The organism is Candidatus Contubernalis alkalaceticus (assembly GCF_022558445.1).
Taxonomy (GTDB): domain Bacteria; phylum Bacillota; class Dethiobacteria; order SKNC01; family SKNC01; genus Contubernalis; species Contubernalis alkaliaceticus.
Genome location: NZ_CP054699.1, coordinates 167,724 through 190,095 on the forward strand (window position 1 = coordinate 167,724; position 22,372 = coordinate 190,095).

Sequence of the window (22,372 nt, forward strand, 5' to 3'; positions counted from 1 at the left end):
AAGGAAATTTAAGAAAAGAAATTGATTATTTTGGGAGGGAAACATATGGCTGGAATAGCAGGTTGTGTTGGTGCTGAAGCTTCAAAAAAAGTAGAGCAAATGATTCAAGAAATAAAACACCGGGGAGTTAGTGAGCCCATAATAAAAACTGTAGCTTCAGGTTGTGCTGGAAGCTGTGTTGGATTTGTTGGAGAAAACTCTCTTGGTATAAGTGGAGAAACAGCGCCATTTGTTATGGTTGACGGAACGCTAATTCGTGATGATAAAAGGCAGGGAGTTTCAGACGCTGATTATTTGAGAGAGAAATATATTCAGCATGGGAAAGAAGCTTTTTCTAAAATCAGTGGAAGTTTCGCCTGTGCCGTTATGGATGAAAATGAATGTATTATTGCCCGGGACCATGTAGGGGCTCGGCCATTGATATATAATGAATCACCCCAAAGCGAGATGTTTTTTGCCTCGGAGGCCAAGGCACTGAAACAGTTTACCGATCATGTTGAAGAATTGCTTCCAGGTCATTATTTTTCAACAAAAGAGGGTCAGAGACAGTTTAATGATTGTGCTCTTACCCTTCCTAAATGGGATACCCCTTTAGAGGCTGTCGGCATAGTGAGGGAACTGTTGATTCAGGCGGTAGAACAGGCGCTCTCCAGCGGTAATATTGGCGGAATTGCTTTAAGTGGGGGGTTGGACAGCTCAATAATATTGGCTATTGCCCATAAGTTTGATAAAAACCTTAAAGCCTTTACCGCTACCTTAGATGAACATCCCGGTGAGGATCTGCAGTACGCAAAGCAGTTAACAGATTACCTTGGGGTGGAGCATCATATTTATAGAATAACTCAGGAAGATATTGAAGCAATCATTCCAGAGGCGGTGTGGTATTTAGAATCCTTCGATGAGGATTGTATAGTGGGGTTTATCGCAAACTATTATACCTCTCGTCTTGCTTCAGAACATGTAAACGGTGTGCTGGTAGGAGAAGGTGCTGATGAGCTTTTTGGTGGATATTTTAGAGAACTGCAGGATATTTCAGACCCTGCTGAAAAAGAGAGAATTGGCAGGAAACTGCTGGATATTTCATATAATACGGCGCTGCGCAGGCTTGACCGGGGATGGATGTCAAACAGCATTGAATACTATGCCCCGTTTCTGCATCCAGCGGTGGTTGCCATGAGCCATAAAATTCCTATGGAGCTTAAGGTTTATCAAGGGGAGGTTTCAGTTGAAAAATGGATTCTTCGGGAGGCTTTTAGAGATATGCTTCCTAAGGAAATTGCGGATCGTCCAAAATTAAGATTTTCCCGAGGGGTTGGAGTAGATGATCAAGTAGATAAAATTGTTCCGGACAACATTGGGGAAAAGGAGCTAAAGGAGAACCCTAAAAGCTGTGGGGGGTTATCTCTGCAGTCTCCAAAAGAACTCTATTTTTATAGGCTCTTTCAGAAACACTTCCCCAAAGGGTTTGAGTGTCTTACAGGCCGATGGGATCCCTTTAAATAAGAAGGATCTTCTGGTAGGCAGGTATTATAAAGAGATTGGCGAAGTATTGGATAGTCTAACTTTTAAAAACACAGCACTATATCCACATATTGCCTTTTTGTGTAAAGGGGAGGAAGCATCTTGAAAGTAACCGTCTGTCAAACGGCACCGCAGCTGTTGGATGTAAAGAGCAATCTGGAAGAAATAATTAGTAAAATCCATTATGCCCGTGAAAAAGGCTCTCACCTGGTGGTATTCCCGGAATTAGCCTTAACCGGCTATTTTGTGGGAGATCGTTACCATGAAGCTGCTTTGCGAATGGACTCAAAGGAGATTCAAACCTTAAAAGCGGCTTCTAGAGGCACTGCTGCAGTAGTTGGATTTATTGAAGAATCACCCTCAATGAATTTTTATAATTCTGCCCTGGTGTTGATTGATGGGAATATTGAATTTGCCTATCGAAAACTAAATTTACCTAATTACGGTGTTTTTGATGAAGGTAAAATTTTTGCCAACGGCAAACAAATTCGTACCTTCGAGTTAATGGGCTTTCATATTTCTGTGTTTATTTGTAATGATATGTGGCACCCAGCTCTGCCTTACTTGGGTATTACACAGAAAGCCGATATTTTCTTAACCCTTCTTAATTCTTCTCAAGGTTCTATGGGGTCAGAATTTAGCAACATAGAAACCTGGGGCATTATAAACACTTTTTATTCCCGTATTTTTGGTATCTATAACATTTGTGCAAACCGGGTGGGGCAAGAGTTCATAGACGGCCGGTGCAGCAATGATTTACCAGTTTGTTCTCCGGGTAAGACTGACAATTCCTCCACAGAGGAAACGGACTCCTCTTATCGTTTTTGGGGCGGCAGCGAAATAGTAAATCCTTTTGGTAAAACTATAAGCAAGGCTCAGCTTTACAAAACCGATGAAATAGAAGCCAATATCTCCCGAGAGTTATTGCGTCAAAAAAAGATTTTACTGCCTTATGTTAAAAATGATGATCCCTATTTCACCTGTCGTGAGCTGTCCCGTATACTATATAAGCCAAATCCAGGCAGACAAACACTCTGATGTTGTGGCAGGGGCCAAAGGGTAGGGTAGGGTAGGGATATTAAAAAAAGTAGGACTAAGAATTGAGGCTCAGCAGATTTTGCTGGGCCTTTTTACTATGAACGATTTTAAGAGCAGGTTAAAATAGTCAACTTTCTCATTTTACGCTTCTTAATGGGGAATTAAGGCTATTTTCATAAAAAATCATCGAAATCAAGGGAGAGTAAGGAAGAGCCATTCATACTTATTCTTAGAATATTATATGTGGCATATGCTCTTTTAGCAGGATATATGCTCCAAATTGTTTTGTAATGAGTCGTTTGACCCACCTCTTTGTTTAAGGTACAGTTATTATGTGAGGCAATTATTTTCATACTTGAGGAGGAATCATGGCTAAAATTTCGGTAAAACATCTTACTAAAATATTTGGCAATAACCCTACTAAAGCTTTAGCATTGATGGACCAGGGTATTCCAAAGGATGAAATATTAAATAAAACTGGACAAGCTGTGGGCATAAAGGATGTAAGTTTTGAAATTGAAGAAGGAGAAACTTTTGTGGTAATGGGGCTTTCCGGCAGCGGAAAGTCCACGCTAATTCGGTGTCTTAACCGTTTGATTGAACCTACTAGAGGCAAGATATTTGTGGGGGATGATGAAGTTACAGCCATGAACGAAAATGAACTTCGTTTGTTTCGCCGGAATAAGCAGGCTATGGTCTTCCAGCAGTTTGCTCTCTTTCCACACCGAAATATTCTTGAAAATACTGCGTACGGTTTGGAAATACAGAACGCCAGTAATTCTGATAAGGCCGATAGGGCTCAAAAGGCATTGGAGTTGGTGGGTCTAAAAGGGTGGGAAACAAATTATCCGGAACAATTGAGCGGAGGTATGCAGCAGAGGGTTGGTCTGGCCCGGGCTTTAGCAGTAAATCCAGAAATTCTTCTTATGGATGAGGCTTTCAGTGCGCTGGATCCCTTGATTCGACGGGAGATGCAGGACGAATTGTTGGATCTTCAGCAGAAAATGAACAAAACCATTGTATTTATAACCCATGACCTGGATGAAGCATTGAAGATAGGTGATAGGGTGGCATTAATGAAGGACGGGGAGGTGGTCCAGATTGATCCCCCTGAATTGATTCTTACCAACCCTGCCGACGAGTATGTGGCCAAATTTGTGGAGGATGTTGATTTATCAAAAGTCCTGACCGCCGAAGGGGTTATGATTCACCCCAAGAGCGTGGCTTTTCCTAAAGATGGCCCCAGGGTAGCGCTGCGAAAGATGAAGGAGCAGTGTATAAACAGCCTTTTTGTGGTAAACAGGGCTCGCCAGCTTTTGGGTTATGTTACGGCAGAGGATGCTGCTAAAGCTGCTGAGCGTGGGGAAAAGGAATTAACTGGGATTATTAAAAATAACTCAGCCAAAGTATCCCCCGAAACCACACTCAATGAGCTGTTTGAAATATCGGCTGCGGCAGCCATTCCCATAGCCGTATTAGACGATGAAAAAAAATTGCTGGGCATCATTATAAGAGGAGCTATTTTGTCAGCACTCGTTAAGGAGGCTGTATAAATGTATAATCCCCTTGACCTGATTCCCAGAGTTCCTTTAGGAGATTGGATCGATACTTTTATTAATTGGCTCTTATTTCATGTTGGAGATTTTACCAGGGCTCTGGCAACAATACTAAGGTCTGCTATCAACAGTTTTAACGATGGGTTGATGTTGATTCCACCTCTTTTGCTGATAATATTTTTCAGCGTAATTGCCTGGCGTATGAGCAACCGTTCAGTGGGATTGTTTTCCTTTTTTGGGCTGGTTCTTATTTATAACATGGGTTTGTGGGCAGCTTCTATGGAAACTCTTGCCATGGTTCTTTTGGCCGCTACCTTATCCATTGTTATTGGACTTCCGGTAGGTATTGTTGCAGCTCGCAAAGAGCTGGTTCACCAAATAGTTTGGCCCATATTGGATCTTATGCAGACTATGCCGGCTTTTGTGTATTTGATTCCGGTAATATTTTTCTTCAGGCTGGGAGCTGTCCCGGCAGTTATGGCTACAGTAATTTTTTCCATGCCCCCGGTAATAAGGTTAACCGGTCTAGGTATTCAGCAGGTTCCCCGGGAGTTGGTGGAAGCATCCGAAGCTTTCGGCTCTACAGAGTGGCAAAAACTGGTTAAAGTACAGCTTCCTTTAGCTCTGCCCACCATTATGGCAGGGGTTAACCAGTGTATTATGCTCTCTCTATCCATGGTAGTTATTGCTGCCATGATTGGAGCAGGGGGGCTGGGAGGAGCAGTATGGCGCTCTATTCAGAGGCTGGATATAGGGGGCGGTTTTGAAAGCGGCCTGGCTGTAGTGGTGGTAGCCATTGTCCTGGATCGGGTTACTCAAAGAGTTAGAAAAACTAATTCAAGCAGTTAAGTAACCCAGGGATTTTAAGCAGGTGATAAATAGGCGTCAAAATACCAAAAAGGTATTTAAAAAAAGAGGAGGGTTTAAATGTTTATGTTTGGCAAGAAGAAGTGGTTATCTCTTGTGGTGATCCTGTTGGCAGGAATGGAGTGGTATCATTTTAGTTAAGTAACAAAACTCGTAATTCTGGAAATAATAACCCAAAAAGAAAGAGGTGTCCAGATGCGAGTATATGATAAAGAATTTAAAGAAGAAGCCATTAAGCTGTCCGGTGAAGTAGGTCCGACAGTAGCTGCTGAAAAGCTGGGAATTCCAGTCACTACTCTTTACACATGGCGAAGCAATGCAAATCGTTATGGAAATATGGCTATTGTCGGCAGTGGTCATAAGCGTGTAGATCCAAAAACCGCTGAAATCAGAGCATTAGAAAAACAACTCAAGGAACTTGAAGCAACCAATGATATTTTGAAAAGAGCCCTGGCTTTTTTCGCAATGAGCCAAAAGAAGTAGCTGCACGAGAACTGTTTAAGTGGATATGCCTGGAAAAAACCCAAGGAAAATCTAAGCACAGCATAAAGACCATGTGCGAGGTATTAGGGGTTAGTGAAAACGGATTTTATAAGTGGTTAAAAAGACAGTCCAGGCCCTACAAATATGATGCTCTTTTGGCAAAGATTCTTCAAATTCGTGCAGACAACCCGGACTATGGAGCGTATAGGATATATCTGCATTTACAACTTTTTCAGGACTATAAGGGCAGTTATTATCTAATCCTCGCGCTCTGTAAAAAACACCATCTAATGCTGAAGAAAAAACGTCACAGCAAGGGGATAACCAAGGCTGATCTTGCTGCACAAGCTAGTGAAAACCTGATCCAGCAAGACTTTACAGCTGAATCACCTAATGAAAAATGGCTGAGTGACATTACAGAAATTCCAACGGCTGACGGTAAGCTTTATGTAGCCGCCGTAATGGACTGTTTTGATGGAAGCATTGTCGGACTAAAAATGGCTAATCACATGCGCGCTGAGCTTTGCGTCGAAGCTTTTACAGCCGGTGTCAAAAAACATCAGGCATATGGTATGATTTTCCATTCAGACAGGGGGAGTCAATACACTAGCACACTTTTCCGTCAAACCCTTGCCCGATATGGAGCAATACAAAGCATGAGCAACACAGGTAAATGCTTTGACAACGCACGGATGGAGTCTTTTTTTGCCACACTGAAAAAAGAAAGCATCTACAAATTTAAAACTGAAACCATGAAAATGGAAACCGTCAAAAGCATCATATTTAGATTTATTGAAATCTACTACAACCGAAAAAGAATTTACACTACAAATGGAGGCTACCCACCCTTGGTCAAGCGTTCGCTCTATTATCAGGAAAACTTATCCCAGGCAGGGTAAACAGTATTCAGGGGCTCTGCCCCCGAACCCCCGGAGTTTTTTCGCTTTGGTTCTCCCAGGGATAGAAAAGAAGACAACCAGGGTTTATTAAACGATTCCCCTGGCTATCCCTGGCAGAACTCTACAGGCCGCTCGTGTTGCTCTCCAGCAGAGCACTATTCTGCCTGTAGATAAGAGCCGTAAATAGTATTTCCAAAAGGAATCCATTTATTAACGAATCCAAAAATTACGAGTTTTGGGGCTAACCCAAATTTGACAACTCCAGAATGCTTATTTTCAGCCTATCGGGTTGCAATGGAGAAGATGCAGCTGGTAATGGTAATGGTGATGATGTTGAGGATGTTGAGGACAATGGAGGAGTAGTAGAAGACAAGGGTGACGTAGAAATCCTATATGTTGAATGGGAATGTGCTACGGCCAGCACCTATGTAGTTAAAACAGTATTGGAGGATCTGGGTTATAATGTTTCAGTAACTTCCGTTTCCGGTCCTTTAATGTATAGTGGGCTGGCTTCCGGAGATGGTGATTTCATTACTACCGCCTGGCTGCCCATAACTCATGGTGAATATGTATCAGAATACGAAGATGGTATTGATGAAGTGGCTACCAACTATGTAGGCGCCCGCTTAGGCTGGTTTGTTCCGACTTATGTAGACATGGATTCCATTGAAGATATTAATGACAATCTGGATAAACTTGGCGGACAAATTATCGGAATTGATCCCGGCGCAGGAGTAATGGGACTTTCTGAAACTGCTATTTTAGAATATGGTTTGAATGCTGAGTTAGTAGAAGGCAGCGATGCTTTAATGGTTGCAGCCCTGCAGGATGCTATTTCTCGTGAGGAATGGATTGTAGTAGTCGGTTGGGAACCCCACTGGAAATTTGCTGCATGGGATCTGAAAGCGTTAGAAGACCCCAAAGAAGCTCTCGGTGGCGAAGAGTATATTGCCTCCGTAGCCCGTCTGGGACTGGAAGAAGATATGCCTGAAGTGTATGCGATACTGGAGAACTTTAATTGGACCGCCGCTCAAATCGGAGAAGTTTTAGAGATGAACATGGAGGGTGGAACTCCTGAAGGTAATGCTAGAATCTGGGTTGATAATAATCAGGATGTAGTCCAGAATTGGCTTCCCTAAAATAACCAAAATAAAAGAATGAAAAATTAGGACAATGGCTTGAATAATAACTAACACAGTTAAGGGAACTGCTTCACCAGCAGTTCCCTTAACTGTGTACGGGGTTAGTGCCGCAGCGCATTGTTTCAATGCAGGTCAGGTGTTAATGAATCTTCTACAGGGTTTTGCTTCTTGACAGGATAAGGGACCCGTGTTAAGATATTTTTACGTTGTATTATAAAAATGATTTTCATAAAAACTCTTATCCAGAGCAGGTGGAGGGACTGGCCCCGTGAAACCCGGCAACCGGCCGACTGACCTAAATTGATTGGTACGGTGCTAAATCCAGCAGAATGAAAGTTTCTGGAAGATGAGAGGTGTAATGCTGAAGCCACCATTAACCTTCCATCTTTTGGAAAGGTTTTTTTAATGATTGGCGGATTTACAGTTTGATATAAGGGGAGAAATCTAAAGAGGGAGGGGTTTATTTGAAGGTTAACAAAACGTATGAAGAGATTAACGAAAAAATTAGAAAGGGCGAAGCTGTTGTTATGACAGCGGAGGAAATCATTTCTGTGGTAGAAGAAAAAGGATTAGAAGAGGCTGCCCGGGAAGTAGATGTAGTCACTACGGGGACATTCGGCCCTATGTGTTCCTCCGGGGCCTTTTTGAACCTGTGCCACCCCATGCCCCGAATAAGAATGTCTGAAGTTTATTTGAACGGTGTCAGTGCATATGCAGGAATTGCTGCTGTTGACGCATATCTGGGGGCAACGGAGATACCAAAAACAGACTCGGCTAATCAAAATTACCCGGGAGAGTTTAATTACGGTGGAGGACATGTTATCGAGGATCTTATTGCCGGCAAGGAAGTTTTTTTAGAGGCCTATGGCTATGGAACAGATTGTTATCCCCGCAAGAAGCTTGAGACCTATATGAAGCTTGAGGATATGAATGAAGCTTTAATGTTTAACGTCCGTAATGCTTATCAGAATTATAATGTGGCCGTGAATTCATCTGATAAGACTATATATACTTACATGGGTATTTTGAAACCAAAGCTGGGGAATGCCAATTACAGCACCTCGGGTCAGCTAAGCCCACTGTTTAATGATCCCCTTTACCGTACAACAGGTATTGGGACCCGGATTTTCCTGGGCGGAGGTATCGGTTATGTTTCCTGGCATGGAACACAGCATAACCCTTGTGCGGCCAGAGATGAAAACGGTGTTCCCAAGGGGCCTTCCGGTACGCTCTCTGTTATGGGAGATATGAAACAAATGGATTCCCAGTGGATTAGGGGGGTAAGCTTTTTAGGATATGGAGTTTCCTTGATGGTGGGTATTGGAGTACCTATTCCTATATTGAATGAGGAAATTCTAAAAAACACAGCAGTTAAAGACGAAGATATTTTTGCTCCGGTAGTAGAGTACAGTGAGGGGTATTCCTATGGGAAAAGGGGCCCTTTGGGAGAAGTGACTTATGCACAGTTAAAGTCTGGTATGATTAATATTGATGGAAAAGAGATTCCCACCGCTCCCTTATCCAGTTACTCTAAAGCCAAGGAAATTGCAGAGATATTAAAGGCCTGGATAACAGAAGGAAATTTCTTAATTGCGGAACCGGTGGAAAAACTGCCCTCAATTGATTCCGGGAAGAAATTGAATCCCATAACAATTCGCACTAAGGGGGAGGAGATTAAGTGGTAAAGCACAAAATTGTACTGTTATTTCCTGCCACTGTAGTTGAACAGCCTTTCTTGTATAATCTGGTTAAAGATTATAACTTAATTATCAACGTTCTCAAGGCAAATATTAATCCAAGAAAACAAGGGATGCTGGTGCTGGAACTTGCAGGGGAAAAAAATGATTATGAGTCCGGAATTAATTTTTTGCAGGCTAGAGGAGTTAAAGCCAAGCCGCTGGAACAGCAGATTGTCTGGAATTCTGACAGCTGCACCCATTGTGGGGCCTGTACTGTAATTTGCCCTACCTCAGCCCTGGAAATGATCAGACCTGAGATGACCGTTAAGTTTGATGGAGAAAAATGCATTGCCTGTGGCCACTGTCTAAAGGCCTGTCCGGTAAGGGCTGTGGAGGAGCATTATTAAGGAGAATTAGCATGTCTTACGATATTCGTTCTTACAGGAATATCAATCACAAGGGAGATTTGTCTTCTTTTCAGATAACCGTTAAGGAAACAGATCTGTTTGTGCTGGTGGATTCAGGTAGTTTTAACGGGGATTTGATTCATAGGGTGGAAAGCACTCTCTGGCATCATCGGCAGGAATTAGAGAGTTTCATTGACCGGGAGAAGGATTTTAAAACCTCTTTGGTGCCATACCTTATTTCTGCTCAGGCTCCGGCCATAGCTCTGATGATGGCCCGGGCGGCTAATACTGCAGGAGTGGGCCCCATGGCTTCTGTGGCAGGGGCTTTTGCGGAAGTTGTGGGTAGGGAATTAATGCCCCATGTGCAAGAGGTGATTGTTGAAAACGGGGGAGATTTATTTTTAAAAGTTAAAAAGAAAAGAAAGATCTCTGTTCTGTGTGGCAGTCATTCCCCCTTCAGCTGCCGGTTAGCCCTGGAGATTAAGCCGGGTGATACTCCCATGGGGGTATGTACTTCCTCGGGAGTGATTGGCCCCTCTCTGAGCTTAGGAAGGGCAGATGCTGTGGTGGTGGTATCTCCCTCTGTCCCTTTGGCAGACGCAGCAGCTACTGCCCTGGCAAATCAGGTAAAAGAGGAAGAAGACATTGAAAAAACCATCGAAAAAGCTAAAGAAATTACCGGGGTAAAAGGAGTATTAATTATAAAAGGGGATAAGCTGGGTCTCTGGGGAAAAATTAAAATTGTTTCACCAAAAAGTAACGGAACTATGACATAAGATTAGATGATAAATAAACTTAAACAAGATGTATTAAAGGAAAACAATGGGGAAACTATCTAACTCATCAGATGTCACTTCTGCTTGCAAAATAGAGTTTTTCATAATATAATATGTACTGCAAATGGGCCGGCATAGCTCAATAGGTAGAGCAGCTGAATCGTAATCAGCATGTTGGGGGTTCAAGTCCTCTTGCCGGCTCCAAAAAATAAAAGTTTTCAGACATAGAAAATATTCTATGTCTATTTTTATATGACGAGTAAAGTGCAAATTGTAGGGGACGGTTCTTTTGACAAACAAATTTTTTACAATCAAGATAATGAATGGATTGCCGGAAGAACTGTCCCCTTGACAACCCATGACAACTTTTTTGGCATAGATGTATTATTTTAAATGGTTTGGGCAAGATATTAAGTAGTACAAAATAAAGGAGGAAATGAAAATGACTCAAGAGGTTATAGATAACCTGACAATGGAAAGGGATCAGATGTTGGATGATTTATTAGCCACAGGGGAAGAGAACAGAGAGGAACTTCTGGAAAAGATTATAGAAATTGACGAGGTAATCGAATCTTTAAAAAGCCAGGGAGATTACTTAGAAAAATAGGAGTTTCATAAATATATAGGTAGAAGAAAGGGGCTGCCACTAAATCTTAACATTTGGCGGCAGCCCCTTTTTATATTTCATTAGTTAAAAATTTTACTGTGGGTTATTTTTTCTATATCGTTTAAGGTGTTGCATGGATACATTTTAATTAGGGCCTGAAAAGTTTTGGTGCTCTTTGATTTTTCCCATTCTTGCTCCGGCAGAGTATTCAACCAAAGTATATCTTTTACGGATTTTTTAATGGCCTGGAGCTCCTGCAGAGTATCGTCAATGGCTTCAGTCTTTGTATCGCTGAGAATAATAATATAGGCATCGGAGGTTAACAGTGTGGAATAATTTGTTCGTAGGGTGCTCAGGGACTTATGAAGTCGGGTTCCACCTCCCCAAATTCTGCTCTCATTCATAATGTCTACCATCAACTGGTTAAAATCGCTGCCGGGATGAAAATGATGGCTGATTTTTTCCAGGTCATCGGAAAATATAAAGCTTTCGATTTGCCCCAGCACCGAATGTATACCGTAGATAAACTGTAGTACCAGGGAAGCATAACGAGCCATTGAACCGGATACATCGCATATGAGAATCAGTTTGGGTTTTTGGATCCTTTTGCTTCGGTATTTTAGTTTGAACATTGTTCCGCCGTAACGGATATTATCCCGGATTGTCCTTCTTAAGTCCAGGAGCTGGTGCCTTCTGCTGCGCTTGTATCTTCGGCTGATTCGAGTAACCAGGTGTTTAGCCAGGCGTCGGATAAGCAGGTTAGCTTTGGGGAGGTCTTTATCTTTGATATGCTGCATATCTTCATACATCAATGATTCGTCTCTGCTAGGAGCAGAATGGTCTAAATCCTCCAGAATATAATCCAGCTGCTCATCTCCTGTGGATACCCTATCTTTCAGGTCCACCTGATCTTGGTGGGAGTGCAGCCATTTTCTTAAAGCCCCTTTAACTACATTCTCAATCAAGGATTTAACAGTGGGCTCCCAGATTCGGGATTTGCCCTCCTCTGCCTTTTTTATATATTCTTTAATTTTACTTTTGTCCTCTTGATCCATCTGGCTGTATAGATATTTTTCTTCTTCTGACAGCTCAAGCTTTTCTTCTTCAAAAGTAAGATCCTGTTCGGCCTCTTCAATCTGCTGTTGTTTTTGTTTCTGCCTCATCTGGTGCTCAATCTGCTGTCTTTCCCGTTCCTCCAGAGGCGCAAAATAGAGGTCAAAGGTGTGGTCAAAGATGTCTCTTTCCCCTTTTCTTTTGACTAAAATTGACCGCAGGGCTATTTTAAACTGTTCTCGGTCGGAAAAATCAATAAATGTCAGGGCATTTAGAGCGTCAATGACTTCTCCGCTGCCTACTTTAATACCCGTTAGACGCAGTAGATGGGTAAATCTTACAATATTTGCCTCTAAGGTTTTATCCATTTTAACACCTGCCTTTAAGAACGGGCGAACTCATCCAGGGCCGCCGCCCCAATCTGTTTGTTGAAGGATTCAATATCCGTTTTGGTTTTCAAAAGGATGTTTATGGTCTGCTTAACTACTTTTTCGCTGAGGCCGTCTTCATTTAAAGTTAGGAGAGCTCTGGCCCAGTCCAGGGTTTCGGCTATGGAGGGTTTCTTTTTTATTTCTGTGTTTTGACGTATTAAATTAACAGCTTTAGCAATCTGCCGGGTTAGTTTATCGGTTATTTCCGGGACCTTAGCTTTAATGATGGCAACTTCCCGTTCCACCGTGGGAAAGTCTAAAAAAAGGTATATACAGCGGCGTTTTAAACCGTCGGAAAGTTCCCGTTCATTGTTGCTGGTCAAAACAACCATTGGAATTTTTTCAGCTATCAGGGTCCCCAGTTCGGGGACTGAAACTTGAAAATCTGAAAGGAGTTCAAAGAGAAACGCTTCAAACTCTTCATCTGTTTTGTCCACTTCATCAATTAATAAGACGGGTTTTTTTTCTGACTGAATGGCCTTTAATAAAGGACGCTCCAGCAGGTATTCCCGGGAGAAAAGGTCGTCTTCAACATGGTCGCAGGATGGGGTTTCTTTCATAATCTGTATTTTTAACAGCTGTTTTTGGTAGTTCCACTCGTAGAGGGCTTTGTTTTCATCCAGGCCTTCATAGCACTGAAGCCGAATCAAGTCTGTATGAAAAATCTGGCTCAGCACTTTCCCCAATTCAGTTTTCCCTACCCCAGGTTCCCCCTCAATTAGTATGGGTTTCTGCAGCTTAAGGGCAAGATATACTGTTACGATAACTTCGGGGTCACTTATGTATCCAACTTCCTCAAATCCATTTCTTATGTTTTCCATAGTAATTTCCACGGAGGACACATCCTTTCACCATTCTCATGTAATAATGCTAATTATACTATATCATTAAAATGACTGCAAAGGCTGCATTGATTTTGAGTTCGAATATGTTATAATAGTAAAATAAAGGAGGTTCATCTATTGACCAAAATTACCTTTTACGGTCATGCCTGTTTTTTATTGGAAAACCAGGAAACTTCACTGATATTTGATCCCTTTTTGGATGATAATCCTCTTTCACCGGTCAAGTCCGATGAGGTGAAAGCAGATTATATACTGCTTACGCACTGGCATGTGGATCATTTAGGGGACACCTTCAAGATAGCCAGAGCTCATAATTCCATGGTAATATCTACCTTTGAACTGGCTAAAATCTGTGAGGCCAGGAAATACCGGGCTCATGCCATGAACCTGGGGGGTAAGCATAAATTTGAATTTGGTTTTGTTTGGGTAACCCCTGCTTTTCATAGCTCGGGCATTCCAGGGGGACACGCCTGCGGCTTTATTGTTAAGTTTTTCGATCATGTGATTTATCATACTGGAGACACCTGTCTGTTTGGCGATATGAAGCTTATGGGGGAGCTGGAGGATATAGATCTGGCCCTGGTGCCTATCGGAGATAACTATACCATGGGAATTTCCGATGCTGCCCTGGCAGTAGAATTTATTAAACCTAAACAGGTTATTCCTATGCACTATAATACTTACCCGGTAATTCAGTGTGACCCTAATGAATTTAAGAAAAAGGTTGAGGAAAAGACCCCGGCACAATGCATTATCCTGGCACCGGGGGAGTCCCATACCCTTTAAAATATCTAAAAGTTTCCATCATTTGCTTTTTTTATTTTTGTTTAATATAATGAATGTGGTTGTATTTACCTAATGGAAAGGGGATATAAAATAATGCCAAAACAAATTGCCGTAGCAGGGAAAGGCGGCACAGGAAAAACTACTCTGTCGGCACTTATAATCAGATACATAATTGAAGAAAGACCAGGTAAATCTATTTTGGCTGTGGACGCCGATGCCAATGCAAACCTTAATGAAGCTCTGGGACTGGAGGGGATTAACCCCATTAGTGATATCCTGGCAGATATTAAGGACCCCAAAAAGGTTCCAGAGGGAATGACTAAGGATATCTTCGTGGAATACCGTCTTCACTCGGCCATGGTAGAGACAAAGCATTATGATTTAATTGTCATGGGAAACCCCCAGGGACCCGGGTGTTACTGTTTCCCCAGCGATCTTTTGCGGAAACACCTGGAAAACCTCAGGGATAACTATGATTATGTGGTAATGGACAACGAAGCCGGACTGGAACATATAAGCCGCAGGATTATGAGTGATATAGATACTCTGCTGGTAACCAGTGACTCTTCAGCCCGGGGTATCCGCTCTGCCGGCAGGGTTCATGACATTGTAAAGTCTGTGAATTTAGATGTCAATCAGATGGGGCTGGTGGTTGGCAGGATAATGAATGAGGGAGATGTGGAATCCCTGCAGGAAGAGATTGAAAAAACCGGTTTAACCCTGGTGGGAAAGATCCCCATGGATCCCAGGGTATCGGAATATGACCTTAAGGGCAATCCGCTTTTTGACCTCCCGGGAGATTCTCCTGCTTATTTGGCTGTAAAAGAGATGTTAGACAGGCTGAATATATAAACCTTAGAAGGCAGCCCTGAACGAAAGTTTAGGGCTTTTTATTTGAAAGGAGCGGTTTATTTTGTTAAACAGCGTAGAGATTCAAAAAATTATTCCTCATCGTCCTCCCTTTCTTTTGGTGGATCAAATACTAAAATTAGAGCCCGGTGTAAAAGCGGTGGGGTTAAAAAATGTTAGCATTAATGAACCTTTTTTTGTTGGACATTTTCCTGACTATCCCGTTATGCCCGGGGTGTTGATAGTGGAAGCTATGGCTCAGGTAGGTACAGTGGCTCTGCTTTCCATGGAAGACAAAAAAGGAAAACTGGCCTTGTTTGCCGGGATAAATGGAGTGCGTTTTAAAAGACAGGTGTTTCCCGGGGATCAGCTAAGGATTGAAGTGGAGCTAAAGAAAATTCGAGCTTCCATCGGAAAAGGGGAAGGTAGGGCATATGTAGGTGATAATTTGGTTGTCTCGGGGGAGCTTATTTTTGCAATAGCCCAGGCATAAGGATTGATATAGGCTAATTTTATAGAAGTAAAAAATTTTTTTTATTTAACAAATTTGCCTCATTTTATAGTAAAATAACCATATATTAAAAGAGTAAATTTATTTAAAATTTATAAAAGGGAGGGGGTAAAGGATAGTAAGGTAACAGGAGTATAATTTGTTTAAAGATTCATTTTTTATTTTTAAAAAAAAATATTTTGTAAGGAGGAAGGAAAGATGAATGAAGAGGCTTTATTATTATCCTTTTTATTAGGACTGGGAGCTTTTTTATTTGTATTTGCTGTAATTGGTCTTATCTGCTACGTCTTATTAGCCATGGGACTTTACACAATGGCCAACAATAAAGGTTTGGAAAATCCATGGTTTGCCTGGGTTCCCATACTGCAGTTTTATATTTTGGGTCAAATTATTGAAGAAATGCGATTTGGGAATTTTGAAGTGCCAAATGTTCCTGTGGCTTTAGTGGTTGCTGCTGTGGCGCCTGCGATTTTGGGGACAATACCTTTGATAGGATGGCTTATATCCTTGGCCAGTATGGTGATATTGTTATATTCTCTTTACCTTTTGTTTGATAAGTATAGCGATAATGCGGTCTTAAAAACGGTTCTCAGTGTTGTTCTGCCATTTTTAGGGCCTATTTTTGTATTTATGATGAGAAATGAAAGTCCCAATTCTACCATAGATTCTATTAACGTTTAGAGGCAATAATATTATATATATTATTTTTTGAGATTAACACCTGTCAAAGGTGTTTTTTTTTATATATAGAAATGAAGAAGAGTAAAAAATTTTTTGACAGGGTAAAATATTTATTATATGATGGTTTAAGACCGTTTAAGCAAAATTTTATACTCTTATCAAGAGAGGTGGAGGGACGGGCCCGAAGAAACCCGGCAACCGGACTTTTTTAGTCAGCGGTGCCAATTCCCGCAGGATTATATTCCTGGTAGATAAGGGGGCTTGTATTATCATACAAACCTCTTTTAAAGAGGTTTTTTATTTTGATTTATTATATTAAGGAGGTTTGTTCAATGATTAAACTATTTACGTCTGAATCAGTAACAGAGGGACATCCAGATAAAGTGGCGGACCAGATATCAGATGCTCTTTTGGATGCTATGTTGGCCCAGGACCCCTTTTCTCGGGTTGCTCTGGAAACTACGGTGACTACCGGTCTGGCGTTGGTGGTGGGGGAAGTAACCACCAACTGTTATGTAGATATCCCCAGAATTGTTAGGGATACAGTGAAGGAAATTGGTTACACTCGAGCAAAATACGGTTTTGACGGAGATACCTGCGCGGTGCTCTGTTCCATAGATGAGCAGTCTCCAGATATTGCCCTGGGGGTGGATCAATGTCAGGAGTCCAAATCCGGCATTATGACAGAGGATGAGATTGAGGCCATTGGGGCAGGGGACCAGGGTATGGTTTTCGGCTATGCTGTAAATGAGACTCCGGAACTGATGCCCCTTCCTATATCCCTGGCTCATAAACTGTCCAAAAGGCTGGCTGAAGTGAGGAAGAGCAAGATTCTTCCCTACCTTCGTCCCGACGGAAAAAGCCAGGTTACTATTGAATACGAAAATGATCGGCCCAAGAGGGTACATACGGTTATAGTCAGCGGTCAGCATAAACCAGGGATTCCTATGGACCAAATTCAAAGTGATATTATTGAAACAGTAATTAAGGAAACCATTCCTTCGGAACTGCTGGACGACCGCACTATATTTCATGTAAATCCCACCGGCAGATTCGTGGTGGGGGGGCCCATGGGGGATGCTGGTTTAACCGGAAGAAAAATTATTGTGGATACCTATGGCGGAACCGCACGGCATGGGGGCGGTGCTTTTTCCGGCAAGGACCCCACCAAAGTTGACCGATCCGGCTCTTATGCCGCCCGTTATGTGGCCAAAAATGTTGTAGCTGCTGGATTAGCTCACCGATGTGAAGTGCAGATCGCTTACGCTATAGGAATAGCTCGACCGGTTTCTATTATGGTTGATACCTTTGGCACTCATGTAATTAGTGAAGAGAAAATTATCCAGCTGGTTGAAAAGCATTTTGATCTTAGGCCGGGAGCTATTATTCAAGATTTGCAGCTGCGCAGGCCTATTTACAGGCCTATTGCGGCTTACGGCCATTTTGGCCGGGAAGAACAAAACCTTGCTTGGGAAAGTACTGACAAGGTGCATCTGCTTAAGGAAGATGCAAAATTGAAGTGAACTCTTTTCAGCAAGCTAAAAACATCGGGGAATCAGGGAGACTCTACTCCACCAGATTTTAAGCCGCACCTACCCTAACGCTTAGAGGTGGGGGTCTTATTAAAAAATTCACAGTTAAAAAACACATTTGATATAAATATGGGGATTTATGTCGTAAAAGGAAGGATTTATTGTGGTGGGTATAGAAGTCTTAAAAATACTCGTGTGTTCCTATGATATTACCGTAATTTATTCTCAAGGGGGAGTTTTTTTATGCAGCCTATCGGAATTTTTATTGCAGATAGTCATGTACTGTTTCAAATAGGGCTGCAGAAGATATTCGAGAGAGAGAAGGATGTCTGTATTTTGGGAATAGCGGCCAATGTACGGGAACTGAATCATAGGATAAATACTGCCCGCCCGGATATATTGTTATTAGATCTTGATTTACCTGGGATGAAAAACTTTGATACCATGAAACAGCTGTTGAGAAAATATCCTAAAATGAAAATCCTGGTAGTGGCAATAAAGGAGGAAGATTCTCTGTTAGCTCAGGCGATTCAGGAGGGAGCTTTTGGTTATGTATTAAAGAGTATAGAGCCTTCCCAGTTAATAAATATGATTGAGGAAATGTCACATAAGTCAAACGGAAGCGATCCTAAGAAATTGACTAAGAGGGAAGCTGAAATATTGGATTTGATGTCTCAAGGAAAAACTAACAAGTCTATTGCCCAAACTTTATACATTAGTGAGAAGACTGTTAAAAATCATGTGAGCAGTATATTCAAAAAGCTGGAAGTAGCTGACAGGACACAAGCGGTTATTCAGGCTGCCAAACGAGGCCTGGTAGTACTATAAAATTTTTAATGGAAATTTACGAATATGTATAAATAATTTCTTCTACCAAAGTTTTTTTAAATTACTGACCTATAAAATTCTAATAATAGATAAAATTAAACACCGAGACAGGTTTATGTCGGTGTTTTTTTATTATTTTAAAACCAATTATAATTAAGGTGCTGCCAGTGGCAGAGGGAAGGAGGTGTTTAATTTTGCCTTTACAGGTACTGCCCGGTTACTCCCGTATTCAACTGAGGCTGCAGGTAGGAACTGTTGAAAGCCCGGCTTACCGTACCAGAACTTACAGCAATGTAAAACATGATAGTTCTGACCAGGATGTTTATGACGTAGCTTTTGCCCTGGGGAATCTACAGCAGTATGATGTGGATTCAATTATCCGGATAAATGAGAATCAGTTAACTGCTTCTTAAATCAAACCGGCATAAGACAAAATAGTGTTTTTTATGGGAGGTGAAGTTTTGGAGGAAGTCAAAACGTTACAGCTTAGTTTTCGAAATGATGAGGGCAGAGCAGTAACTTTTAGTATCGCCAATCCTGTGGAACCGCTGGTTCCCCAGGAGGTGGAGGATGCCATGGATTTAATCATAACAAAAAATATCTTTGCGACAACAGGGGGAGATATTGTGGAAAAAGTATCTTCTAGATTAATATCCCGGGGAGTTTCCAACGCAGTTTATTACTAAAAAAGGGGGGGTATCCCCCCTTTTTTTACGCAAAACACTTGTTCTTTCAAGGTTCTTTCGTTACAATAGAAGTGTAAATAAGAAGTGTAAATATTTTGAAATATATGATTTATAAAAGGCTGTGATTATAATTGTCAGTGATTGAGGGTACGCTTCAAAGGATTACATATCGGAATGAAGAAAATGATTTCACCGTAGCTAAGTTAATGCCCTTGAACAAAAATCAACCGGTAACGGTAGTGGGTGTTTTACCCTCGTTATCCCCGGGAGAATCTCTAAAGCTTGAGGGACAGTGGGTAGTTAATCCCAAATTTGGAAAACAGTTTAAGGTGGAGAACTTTCAGAGTATAGTACCTAAAACACTGGAGGGGATTGAAAGATACCTGGGTTCCGGGTGTATCAAGGGAATCGGCCCCGTAACTGCCAAAAACCTGGTTGCCTGTTTTGGACAGGAGGTTCTGGAGATAATCGAAAAACATTCGGATCGTTTATGTCAGGTGGAGGGCATCGGTGAAAAGAAGGTGGAGATGATTACCCAGGGTTTTGAAGAGCAGAAGGATATGAGGGAGGTCATAATGTTTCTTCAGGCTTTTGAAGTTACCCCGGGACTGGCGGCAAAGATTTATCGGCATTATGGCAGGGATACCTTGAAGTGTATTCAAGAAAATCCCTATCGGTTGGCTGAGATAATGGGGATTGGCTTTAAAACTGCTGATAAAATTGCCCTTAAGCTGGGAATGGACCCCCGTTCCTCCCACCGCATCAAAGCTGCTGTTAAGTTTGTATTGTGGGGAGCAGCGTCTCAGGGACATGTTTTCCTGCCTGAGGAGGAAGTGTTTCAAGATATTCAAGGTCTGTTTTCCCAGGGAGATGTAGATATTCCTTTAGTGGCAGAACAGATTCAGACCTTGGTGAAAGAAAAAGAGGTATTTATCCAGTCACAACCGGAGGATAATCAGAAGCTAATTTATCTGGCTCCTTTTTATTATGCAGAAAAAGGAGTAGCCAGAAGGATTTTAGAATTGACTTCCTGGCAGCGAAGCCTGGATCAACCAAGTAAAATGCTTCCCATAGACAGCGGATATAACTTAACCTCTAAGCAGCATAGTGCCTTGGGCAAAGCTATGGAGGAAGGGGTCCTAATTATAACCGGAGGTCCGGGAACGGGAAAGACTACAACTATTAAGGCTTTAATAGACCTTTTTGAAAAAAATAATCTTAAGGTAATGCTCTCGGCTCCCACAGGACGTGCTGCTCGTCGCATGTCCGAGGCTTCCGGCAGGGAGGCGAAAACCATACATCGCCTGCTGGAGTATAGTCACCAGGAGGGGGAGTTTCGTTTTTTGAGAAATGAGGAAAATCCACTGAAAACCCAGGTGTTAATAGTGGATGAAGTTTCCATGGTGGACCTCCTTCTTATGTACCACCTGTTAAAGGCTCTACCCATGGGGAGCAAGCTGGTGCTGGTAGGGGATATGGACCAACTACCCTCAGTGGGGGCGGGCAATGTCCTGCGGAGCCTGATTGGTTCTGGAGTTATTCCCGTAGTAACGCTAGATAAAATTTTCAGACAGGCCGGGGAAAGTCTAATTATTGTCAATGCTCACCGTATTAATCGGGGGGAATTTCCGGTTACTAATGAAAAAAATAAAGATTTTTATTTTATACAAGAAGAGGATCCCGATAAAATCAACCAGGTTATTTTGGACTTGTGCAAGTACCGGATTTCTAAATATATAAAATTAGACCCTTTGGAGGACATTCAGGTGATTACCCCTATGCGCAGGACACTGGTGGGGGTAGAAAACTTAAACAAACTTATGCAGAAGTCTTTAAATCCCTCCAATTCGGGGAAAAAAGAAATAATGTCCGGGGGAGAGGCCTTTCGCCTGGGGGATAAAGTCATGCAGATTAAAAACAATTATCAGAAAGAAGTATATAACGGAGATATTGGGAGAATATCTGCAATTAATTCTGAGGAAGGGGAACTGCTGGTTACCTATCCGGACGTAATCGGCTCTAGGGAGGTTCAGTACAACTTTAATGAGTTGGAAGAGCTGGTGCTTTCTTATGCTATTTCAGTACATAAAAGTCAGGGCAGTGAGTATCCGGTCGTTATTCTTCCCCTGATTACTCAGCATTTTATGCTTTTACAGAGAAACCTGTTATATACTGCTATTACCCGGGCCCGGAAATTAGTAGTGGTGGTAGGCACCAGGAAGGCTCTGGCTATTGCCCTGAAGAATAACCGGGTTGAACAGCGATATACGCTATTGGGAGAAAGGCTTAGCGCTGAACATGAGGTTTTTTAAATCCTGGCTGGACTATCTTTATCCTCCCCGCTGCTGCCTCTGCCGAAAGTTGATTGGCAGGGGGGAATTTTTGTGTGTTTCCTGCCTGGAAAGCATTTCTTTGAAACCCGGTATTTGTCCCTATTGCGCTTATTTCTATGAAAGTGAGGGAGAGTGTCCAGAGTGCAGTCATAGAAAACTATACATAGACGGTATGTATGCCCTGGGCCCATACCTTGGGAACTTAAAGAGGTTAATTCAGGTTTTTAAATATCAGGAGAAAAAAGAGTTGGCTGAGTTCTTTGCCCCATTACTGATTCAGGGGATTATCTCCCGGGTTGATTCAGGTCAATGGAGGGTTCCCTGTGGAGTAGTTCCCATCCCCCTGCATATCACTCGAAAGGAGCAGCGGGGGTTTAATCAAGCGGAACTATTGTCAGAAAAGATTGCCTCTCATTTGAACCTTCCCCTTATGAAGGTCTTGTCTAGAGTAAAGGACACGGAAAGTCAGGCCCGGTTGGGTAGAAGGGAGCGGATATCTAATTTGCAGGGGGCTTTTTGTCTGGTAGAGGGAGAAGCCTCTCAGTTAAAATGTCTGCTGGTGGTAGACGATATTTTTACCTCGGGGGCTACCATAAATGAGGCTGCCGGGGTTTTAAGGCAGGGAGGAGCGAAGTATCTGTATGCAGCTGTGATTGGAAGGTAACGCTGCTTTTGATTTGACAAATAATATGGGGTAACTTAGTGATTAAGGAGAACTCAGAAAAAAAGTCTAAACAATATTGAAATTCCATAAATATTAAGGGGTTTCTTTTTAATTTAACTTAACAATAATTATAGGTTTTTAGGTAGGATTTTTTTGCCTGAAAAGGGAATAGTATATGTATTATGAGACCCTGAAAGG

The 22,372-nt window shown here is 42.0% G+C and carries 23 protein-coding genes, 1 tRNA gene and 2 riboswitches; of the genes, 22 read left to right on the forward strand and 2 right to left on the reverse strand.

Annotation, left to right across the window (positions count from 1 at the left end; genetic code table 11):
- Nucleotides 1–45: 45 nt before the first annotated feature.
- The 12 genes from HUE98_RS00770 to HUE98_RS00825 all read left to right on the forward strand — a co-directional run bounded on the left by HUE98_RS00770 (nucleotide 46) and on the right by HUE98_RS00825 (nucleotide 10,975).
- Nucleotides 46–1,503, forward strand: a complete 1,458-nt coding sequence (locus tag HUE98_RS00770) for an asparagine synthase-related protein (RefSeq protein WP_241422005.1) — start codon at nucleotides 46–48, stop codon at nucleotides 1,501–1,503.
- Between the two features lie 120 nt (nucleotides 1,504–1,623).
- Complete coding sequence (locus HUE98_RS00775) at nucleotides 1,624–2,559, forward strand: nitrilase-related carbon-nitrogen hydrolase (protein ID WP_241422006.1); 936 nt, start codon at nucleotides 1,624–1,626, stop codon at nucleotides 2,557–2,559.
- A gap of 368 nt (nucleotides 2,560–2,927) precedes the next feature.
- Entirely contained in the window at nucleotides 2,928–4,112 is a 1,185-nt protein-coding gene (locus tag HUE98_RS00780; protein ID WP_241422007.1) for a quaternary amine ABC transporter ATP-binding protein, read from the forward strand.
- Complete coding sequence (locus HUE98_RS00785) at nucleotides 4,113–4,964, forward strand: ABC transporter permease (RefSeq protein WP_241422008.1); 852 nt, start codon at nucleotides 4,113–4,115, stop codon at nucleotides 4,962–4,964. It abuts the gene before it with no gap.
- A 213-nt stretch (nucleotides 4,965–5,177) separates the two neighbouring features.
- Complete coding sequence (locus HUE98_RS00790) at nucleotides 5,178–5,465, forward strand: transposase (RefSeq protein WP_241420515.1); 288 nt, start codon at nucleotides 5,178–5,180, stop codon at nucleotides 5,463–5,465.
- A 29-nt stretch (nucleotides 5,466–5,494) separates the two neighbouring features.
- Nucleotides 5,495–6,364: an IS3 family transposase gene (locus tag HUE98_RS00795; RefSeq protein ID WP_407080286.1), complete on the forward strand. Its 870-nt coding sequence runs from the start codon at nucleotides 5,495–5,497 to the stop codon at nucleotides 6,362–6,364.
- Nucleotides 6,365–6,630: 266 nt separating this feature from the next.
- Nucleotides 6,631–7,503 carry a glycine betaine ABC transporter substrate-binding protein gene (locus HUE98_RS00800; RefSeq protein WP_241422009.1) on the forward strand — a complete coding sequence of 291 codons (873 nt, stop codon included), beginning with the start codon at nucleotides 6,631–6,633 and terminating at the stop codon, nucleotides 7,501–7,503.
- Nucleotides 7,504–7,741: 238 nt separating this feature from the next.
- Nucleotides 7,742–7,859, forward strand: a riboswitch (SAM riboswitch).
- A gap of 111 nt (nucleotides 7,860–7,970) precedes the next feature.
- Nucleotides 7,971–9,191 (forward strand): homocysteine biosynthesis protein, encoded by a 1,221-nt coding sequence (locus HUE98_RS00805; RefSeq protein WP_241422010.1) that lies wholly within the window; start codon nucleotides 7,971–7,973, stop codon nucleotides 9,189–9,191.
- Nucleotides 9,185–9,592 (forward strand): 4Fe-4S binding protein, encoded by a 408-nt coding sequence (locus tag HUE98_RS00810; RefSeq protein WP_241422011.1) that lies wholly within the window; start codon nucleotides 9,185–9,187, stop codon nucleotides 9,590–9,592. The genes HUE98_RS00805 and HUE98_RS00810 overlap by 7 nt, the downstream gene beginning before the upstream one ends.
- 11 nt (nucleotides 9,593–9,603) lie before the next feature.
- Nucleotides 9,604–10,368, forward strand: a complete 765-nt coding sequence (locus tag HUE98_RS00815; RefSeq protein WP_241422012.1) for a UPF0280 family protein — start codon at nucleotides 9,604–9,606, stop codon at nucleotides 10,366–10,368.
- Between the two features lie 128 nt (nucleotides 10,369–10,496).
- Nucleotides 10,497–10,572 (forward strand) — tRNA-Thr (locus tag HUE98_RS00820).
- A gap of 238 nt (nucleotides 10,573–10,810) precedes the next feature.
- Complete coding sequence (locus HUE98_RS00825; protein ID WP_241422013.1) at nucleotides 10,811–10,975, forward strand: hypothetical protein; 165 nt, start codon at nucleotides 10,811–10,813, stop codon at nucleotides 10,973–10,975.
- Between the two features lie 80 nt (nucleotides 10,976–11,055).
- Here the strand turns inward: HUE98_RS00825 and HUE98_RS00830 are convergent, their stop codons facing one another.
- Nucleotides 11,056–12,396, reverse strand: coding sequence for a vWA domain-containing protein (locus HUE98_RS00830; protein WP_241422014.1), 1,341 nt, complete (start codon nucleotides 12,394–12,396; stop codon nucleotides 11,056–11,058).
- Between the two features lie 14 nt (nucleotides 12,397–12,410).
- On the reverse strand, nucleotides 12,411–13,292 hold the full coding sequence (locus HUE98_RS00835; RefSeq protein ID WP_241422015.1) for an AAA family ATPase: 882 nt from the start codon (nucleotides 13,290–13,292) through the stop codon (nucleotides 12,411–12,413).
- 129 nt (nucleotides 13,293–13,421) lie between these two features.
- On the opposite strand from HUE98_RS00835, the gene HUE98_RS00840 reads away from it, so the two are divergent.
- The 10 genes from HUE98_RS00840 to HUE98_RS00885 all read left to right on the forward strand — a co-directional run bounded on the left by HUE98_RS00840 (nucleotide 13,422) and on the right by HUE98_RS00885 (nucleotide 22,174).
- Nucleotides 13,422–14,090 (forward strand): metal-dependent hydrolase, encoded by a 669-nt coding sequence (locus HUE98_RS00840; RefSeq protein WP_241422016.1) that lies wholly within the window; start codon nucleotides 13,422–13,424, stop codon nucleotides 14,088–14,090.
- Nucleotides 14,091–14,183: 93 nt separating this feature from the next.
- Nucleotides 14,184–14,942 carry an ATP-binding protein gene (locus HUE98_RS00845; protein WP_241422017.1) on the forward strand — a complete coding sequence of 253 codons (759 nt, stop codon included), beginning with the start codon at nucleotides 14,184–14,186 and terminating at the stop codon, nucleotides 14,940–14,942.
- A 61-nt stretch (nucleotides 14,943–15,003) separates the two neighbouring features.
- Nucleotides 15,004–15,432 (forward strand): 3-hydroxyacyl-ACP dehydratase FabZ, encoded by a 429-nt coding sequence (fabZ, locus tag HUE98_RS00850; RefSeq protein ID WP_241422018.1) that lies wholly within the window; start codon nucleotides 15,004–15,006, stop codon nucleotides 15,430–15,432.
- Nucleotides 15,433–15,648: 216 nt separating this feature from the next.
- Nucleotides 15,649–16,131 (forward strand): hypothetical protein, encoded by a 483-nt coding sequence (locus HUE98_RS00855; RefSeq protein ID WP_241422019.1) that lies wholly within the window; start codon nucleotides 15,649–15,651, stop codon nucleotides 16,129–16,131.
- 152 nt (nucleotides 16,132–16,283) lie between these two features.
- Nucleotides 16,284–16,389: riboswitch (SAM riboswitch) on the forward strand.
- A gap of 74 nt (nucleotides 16,390–16,463) precedes the next feature.
- A complete protein-coding gene (metK, locus tag HUE98_RS00860) occupies nucleotides 16,464–17,654 on the forward strand; it encodes a methionine adenosyltransferase (RefSeq protein ID WP_241422020.1) in 1,191 nt (396 codons plus the stop codon).
- A gap of 252 nt (nucleotides 17,655–17,906) precedes the next feature.
- A complete protein-coding gene (locus HUE98_RS00865; protein ID WP_241422021.1) occupies nucleotides 17,907–18,491 on the forward strand; it encodes a response regulator transcription factor in 585 nt (194 codons plus the stop codon).
- A 194-nt stretch (nucleotides 18,492–18,685) separates the two neighbouring features.
- Nucleotides 18,686–18,904, forward strand: coding sequence for a DUF1659 domain-containing protein (locus tag HUE98_RS00870; RefSeq protein ID WP_241422022.1), 219 nt, complete (start codon nucleotides 18,686–18,688; stop codon nucleotides 18,902–18,904).
- 48 nt (nucleotides 18,905–18,952) lie between these two features.
- The gene (locus HUE98_RS00875; protein ID WP_241422023.1) at nucleotides 18,953–19,177 is read left to right on the forward strand and encodes a DUF2922 domain-containing protein; all 225 of its coding nucleotides are present in this window, start codon (nucleotides 18,953–18,955) and stop codon (nucleotides 19,175–19,177) included.
- A gap of 137 nt (nucleotides 19,178–19,314) precedes the next feature.
- Nucleotides 19,315–21,489 carry an SF1B family DNA helicase RecD2 gene (gene recD2 / locus HUE98_RS00880; protein ID WP_241423472.1) on the forward strand — a complete coding sequence of 725 codons (2,175 nt, stop codon included), beginning with the start codon at nucleotides 19,315–19,317 and terminating at the stop codon, nucleotides 21,487–21,489.
- On the forward strand, nucleotides 21,476–22,174 hold the full coding sequence (locus HUE98_RS00885) for a ComF family protein (protein ID WP_241422024.1): 699 nt from the start codon (nucleotides 21,476–21,478) through the stop codon (nucleotides 22,172–22,174). The genes recD2 and HUE98_RS00885 overlap by 14 nt, the downstream gene beginning before the upstream one ends.
- Nucleotides 22,175–22,372: the final 198 nt, after the last annotated feature.

Coding starts and splice junctions, on each gene's coding strand:
- HUE98_RS00770 (WP_241422005.1), top strand. CDS start 46: ATGGCTGGAATAGCAGGTTGTGTTGGTGCTGAAGCTTCAAAAAAAGTA.
- HUE98_RS00780 (WP_241422007.1), top strand. CDS start 2,928: ATGGCTAAAATTTCGGTAAAACATCTTACTAAAATATTTGGCAATAAC.
- HUE98_RS00785 (WP_241422008.1), top strand. CDS start 4,113: ATGTATAATCCCCTTGACCTGATTCCCAGAGTTCCTTTAGGAGATTGG.
- HUE98_RS00790 (WP_241420515.1), top strand. CDS start 5,178: ATGCGAGTATATGATAAAGAATTTAAAGAAGAAGCCATTAAGCTGTCC.
- HUE98_RS00800 (WP_241422009.1), top strand. CDS start 6,631: ATGCTTATTTTCAGCCTATCGGGTTGCAATGGAGAAGATGCAGCTGGT.
- HUE98_RS00815 (WP_241422012.1), top strand. CDS start 9,604: ATGTCTTACGATATTCGTTCTTACAGGAATATCAATCACAAGGGAGAT.
- HUE98_RS00825 (WP_241422013.1), top strand. CDS start 10,811: ATGACTCAAGAGGTTATAGATAACCTGACAATGGAAAGGGATCAGATG.
- HUE98_RS00830 (WP_241422014.1), bottom strand. CDS start 12,396: ATGGATAAAACCTTAGAGGCAAATATTGTAAGATTTACCCATCTACTG.
- HUE98_RS00845 (WP_241422017.1), top strand. CDS start 14,184: ATGCCAAAACAAATTGCCGTAGCAGGGAAAGGCGGCACAGGAAAAACT.
- HUE98_RS00855 (WP_241422019.1), top strand. CDS start 15,649: ATGAATGAAGAGGCTTTATTATTATCCTTTTTATTAGGACTGGGAGCT.
- metK (WP_241422020.1), top strand. CDS start 16,464: ATGATTAAACTATTTACGTCTGAATCAGTAACAGAGGGACATCCAGAT.
- HUE98_RS00865 (WP_241422021.1), top strand. CDS start 17,907: ATGCAGCCTATCGGAATTTTTATTGCAGATAGTCATGTACTGTTTCAA.
- HUE98_RS00885 (WP_241422024.1), top strand. CDS start 21,476: ATGAGGTTTTTTAAATCCTGGCTGGACTATCTTTATCCTCCCCGCTGC.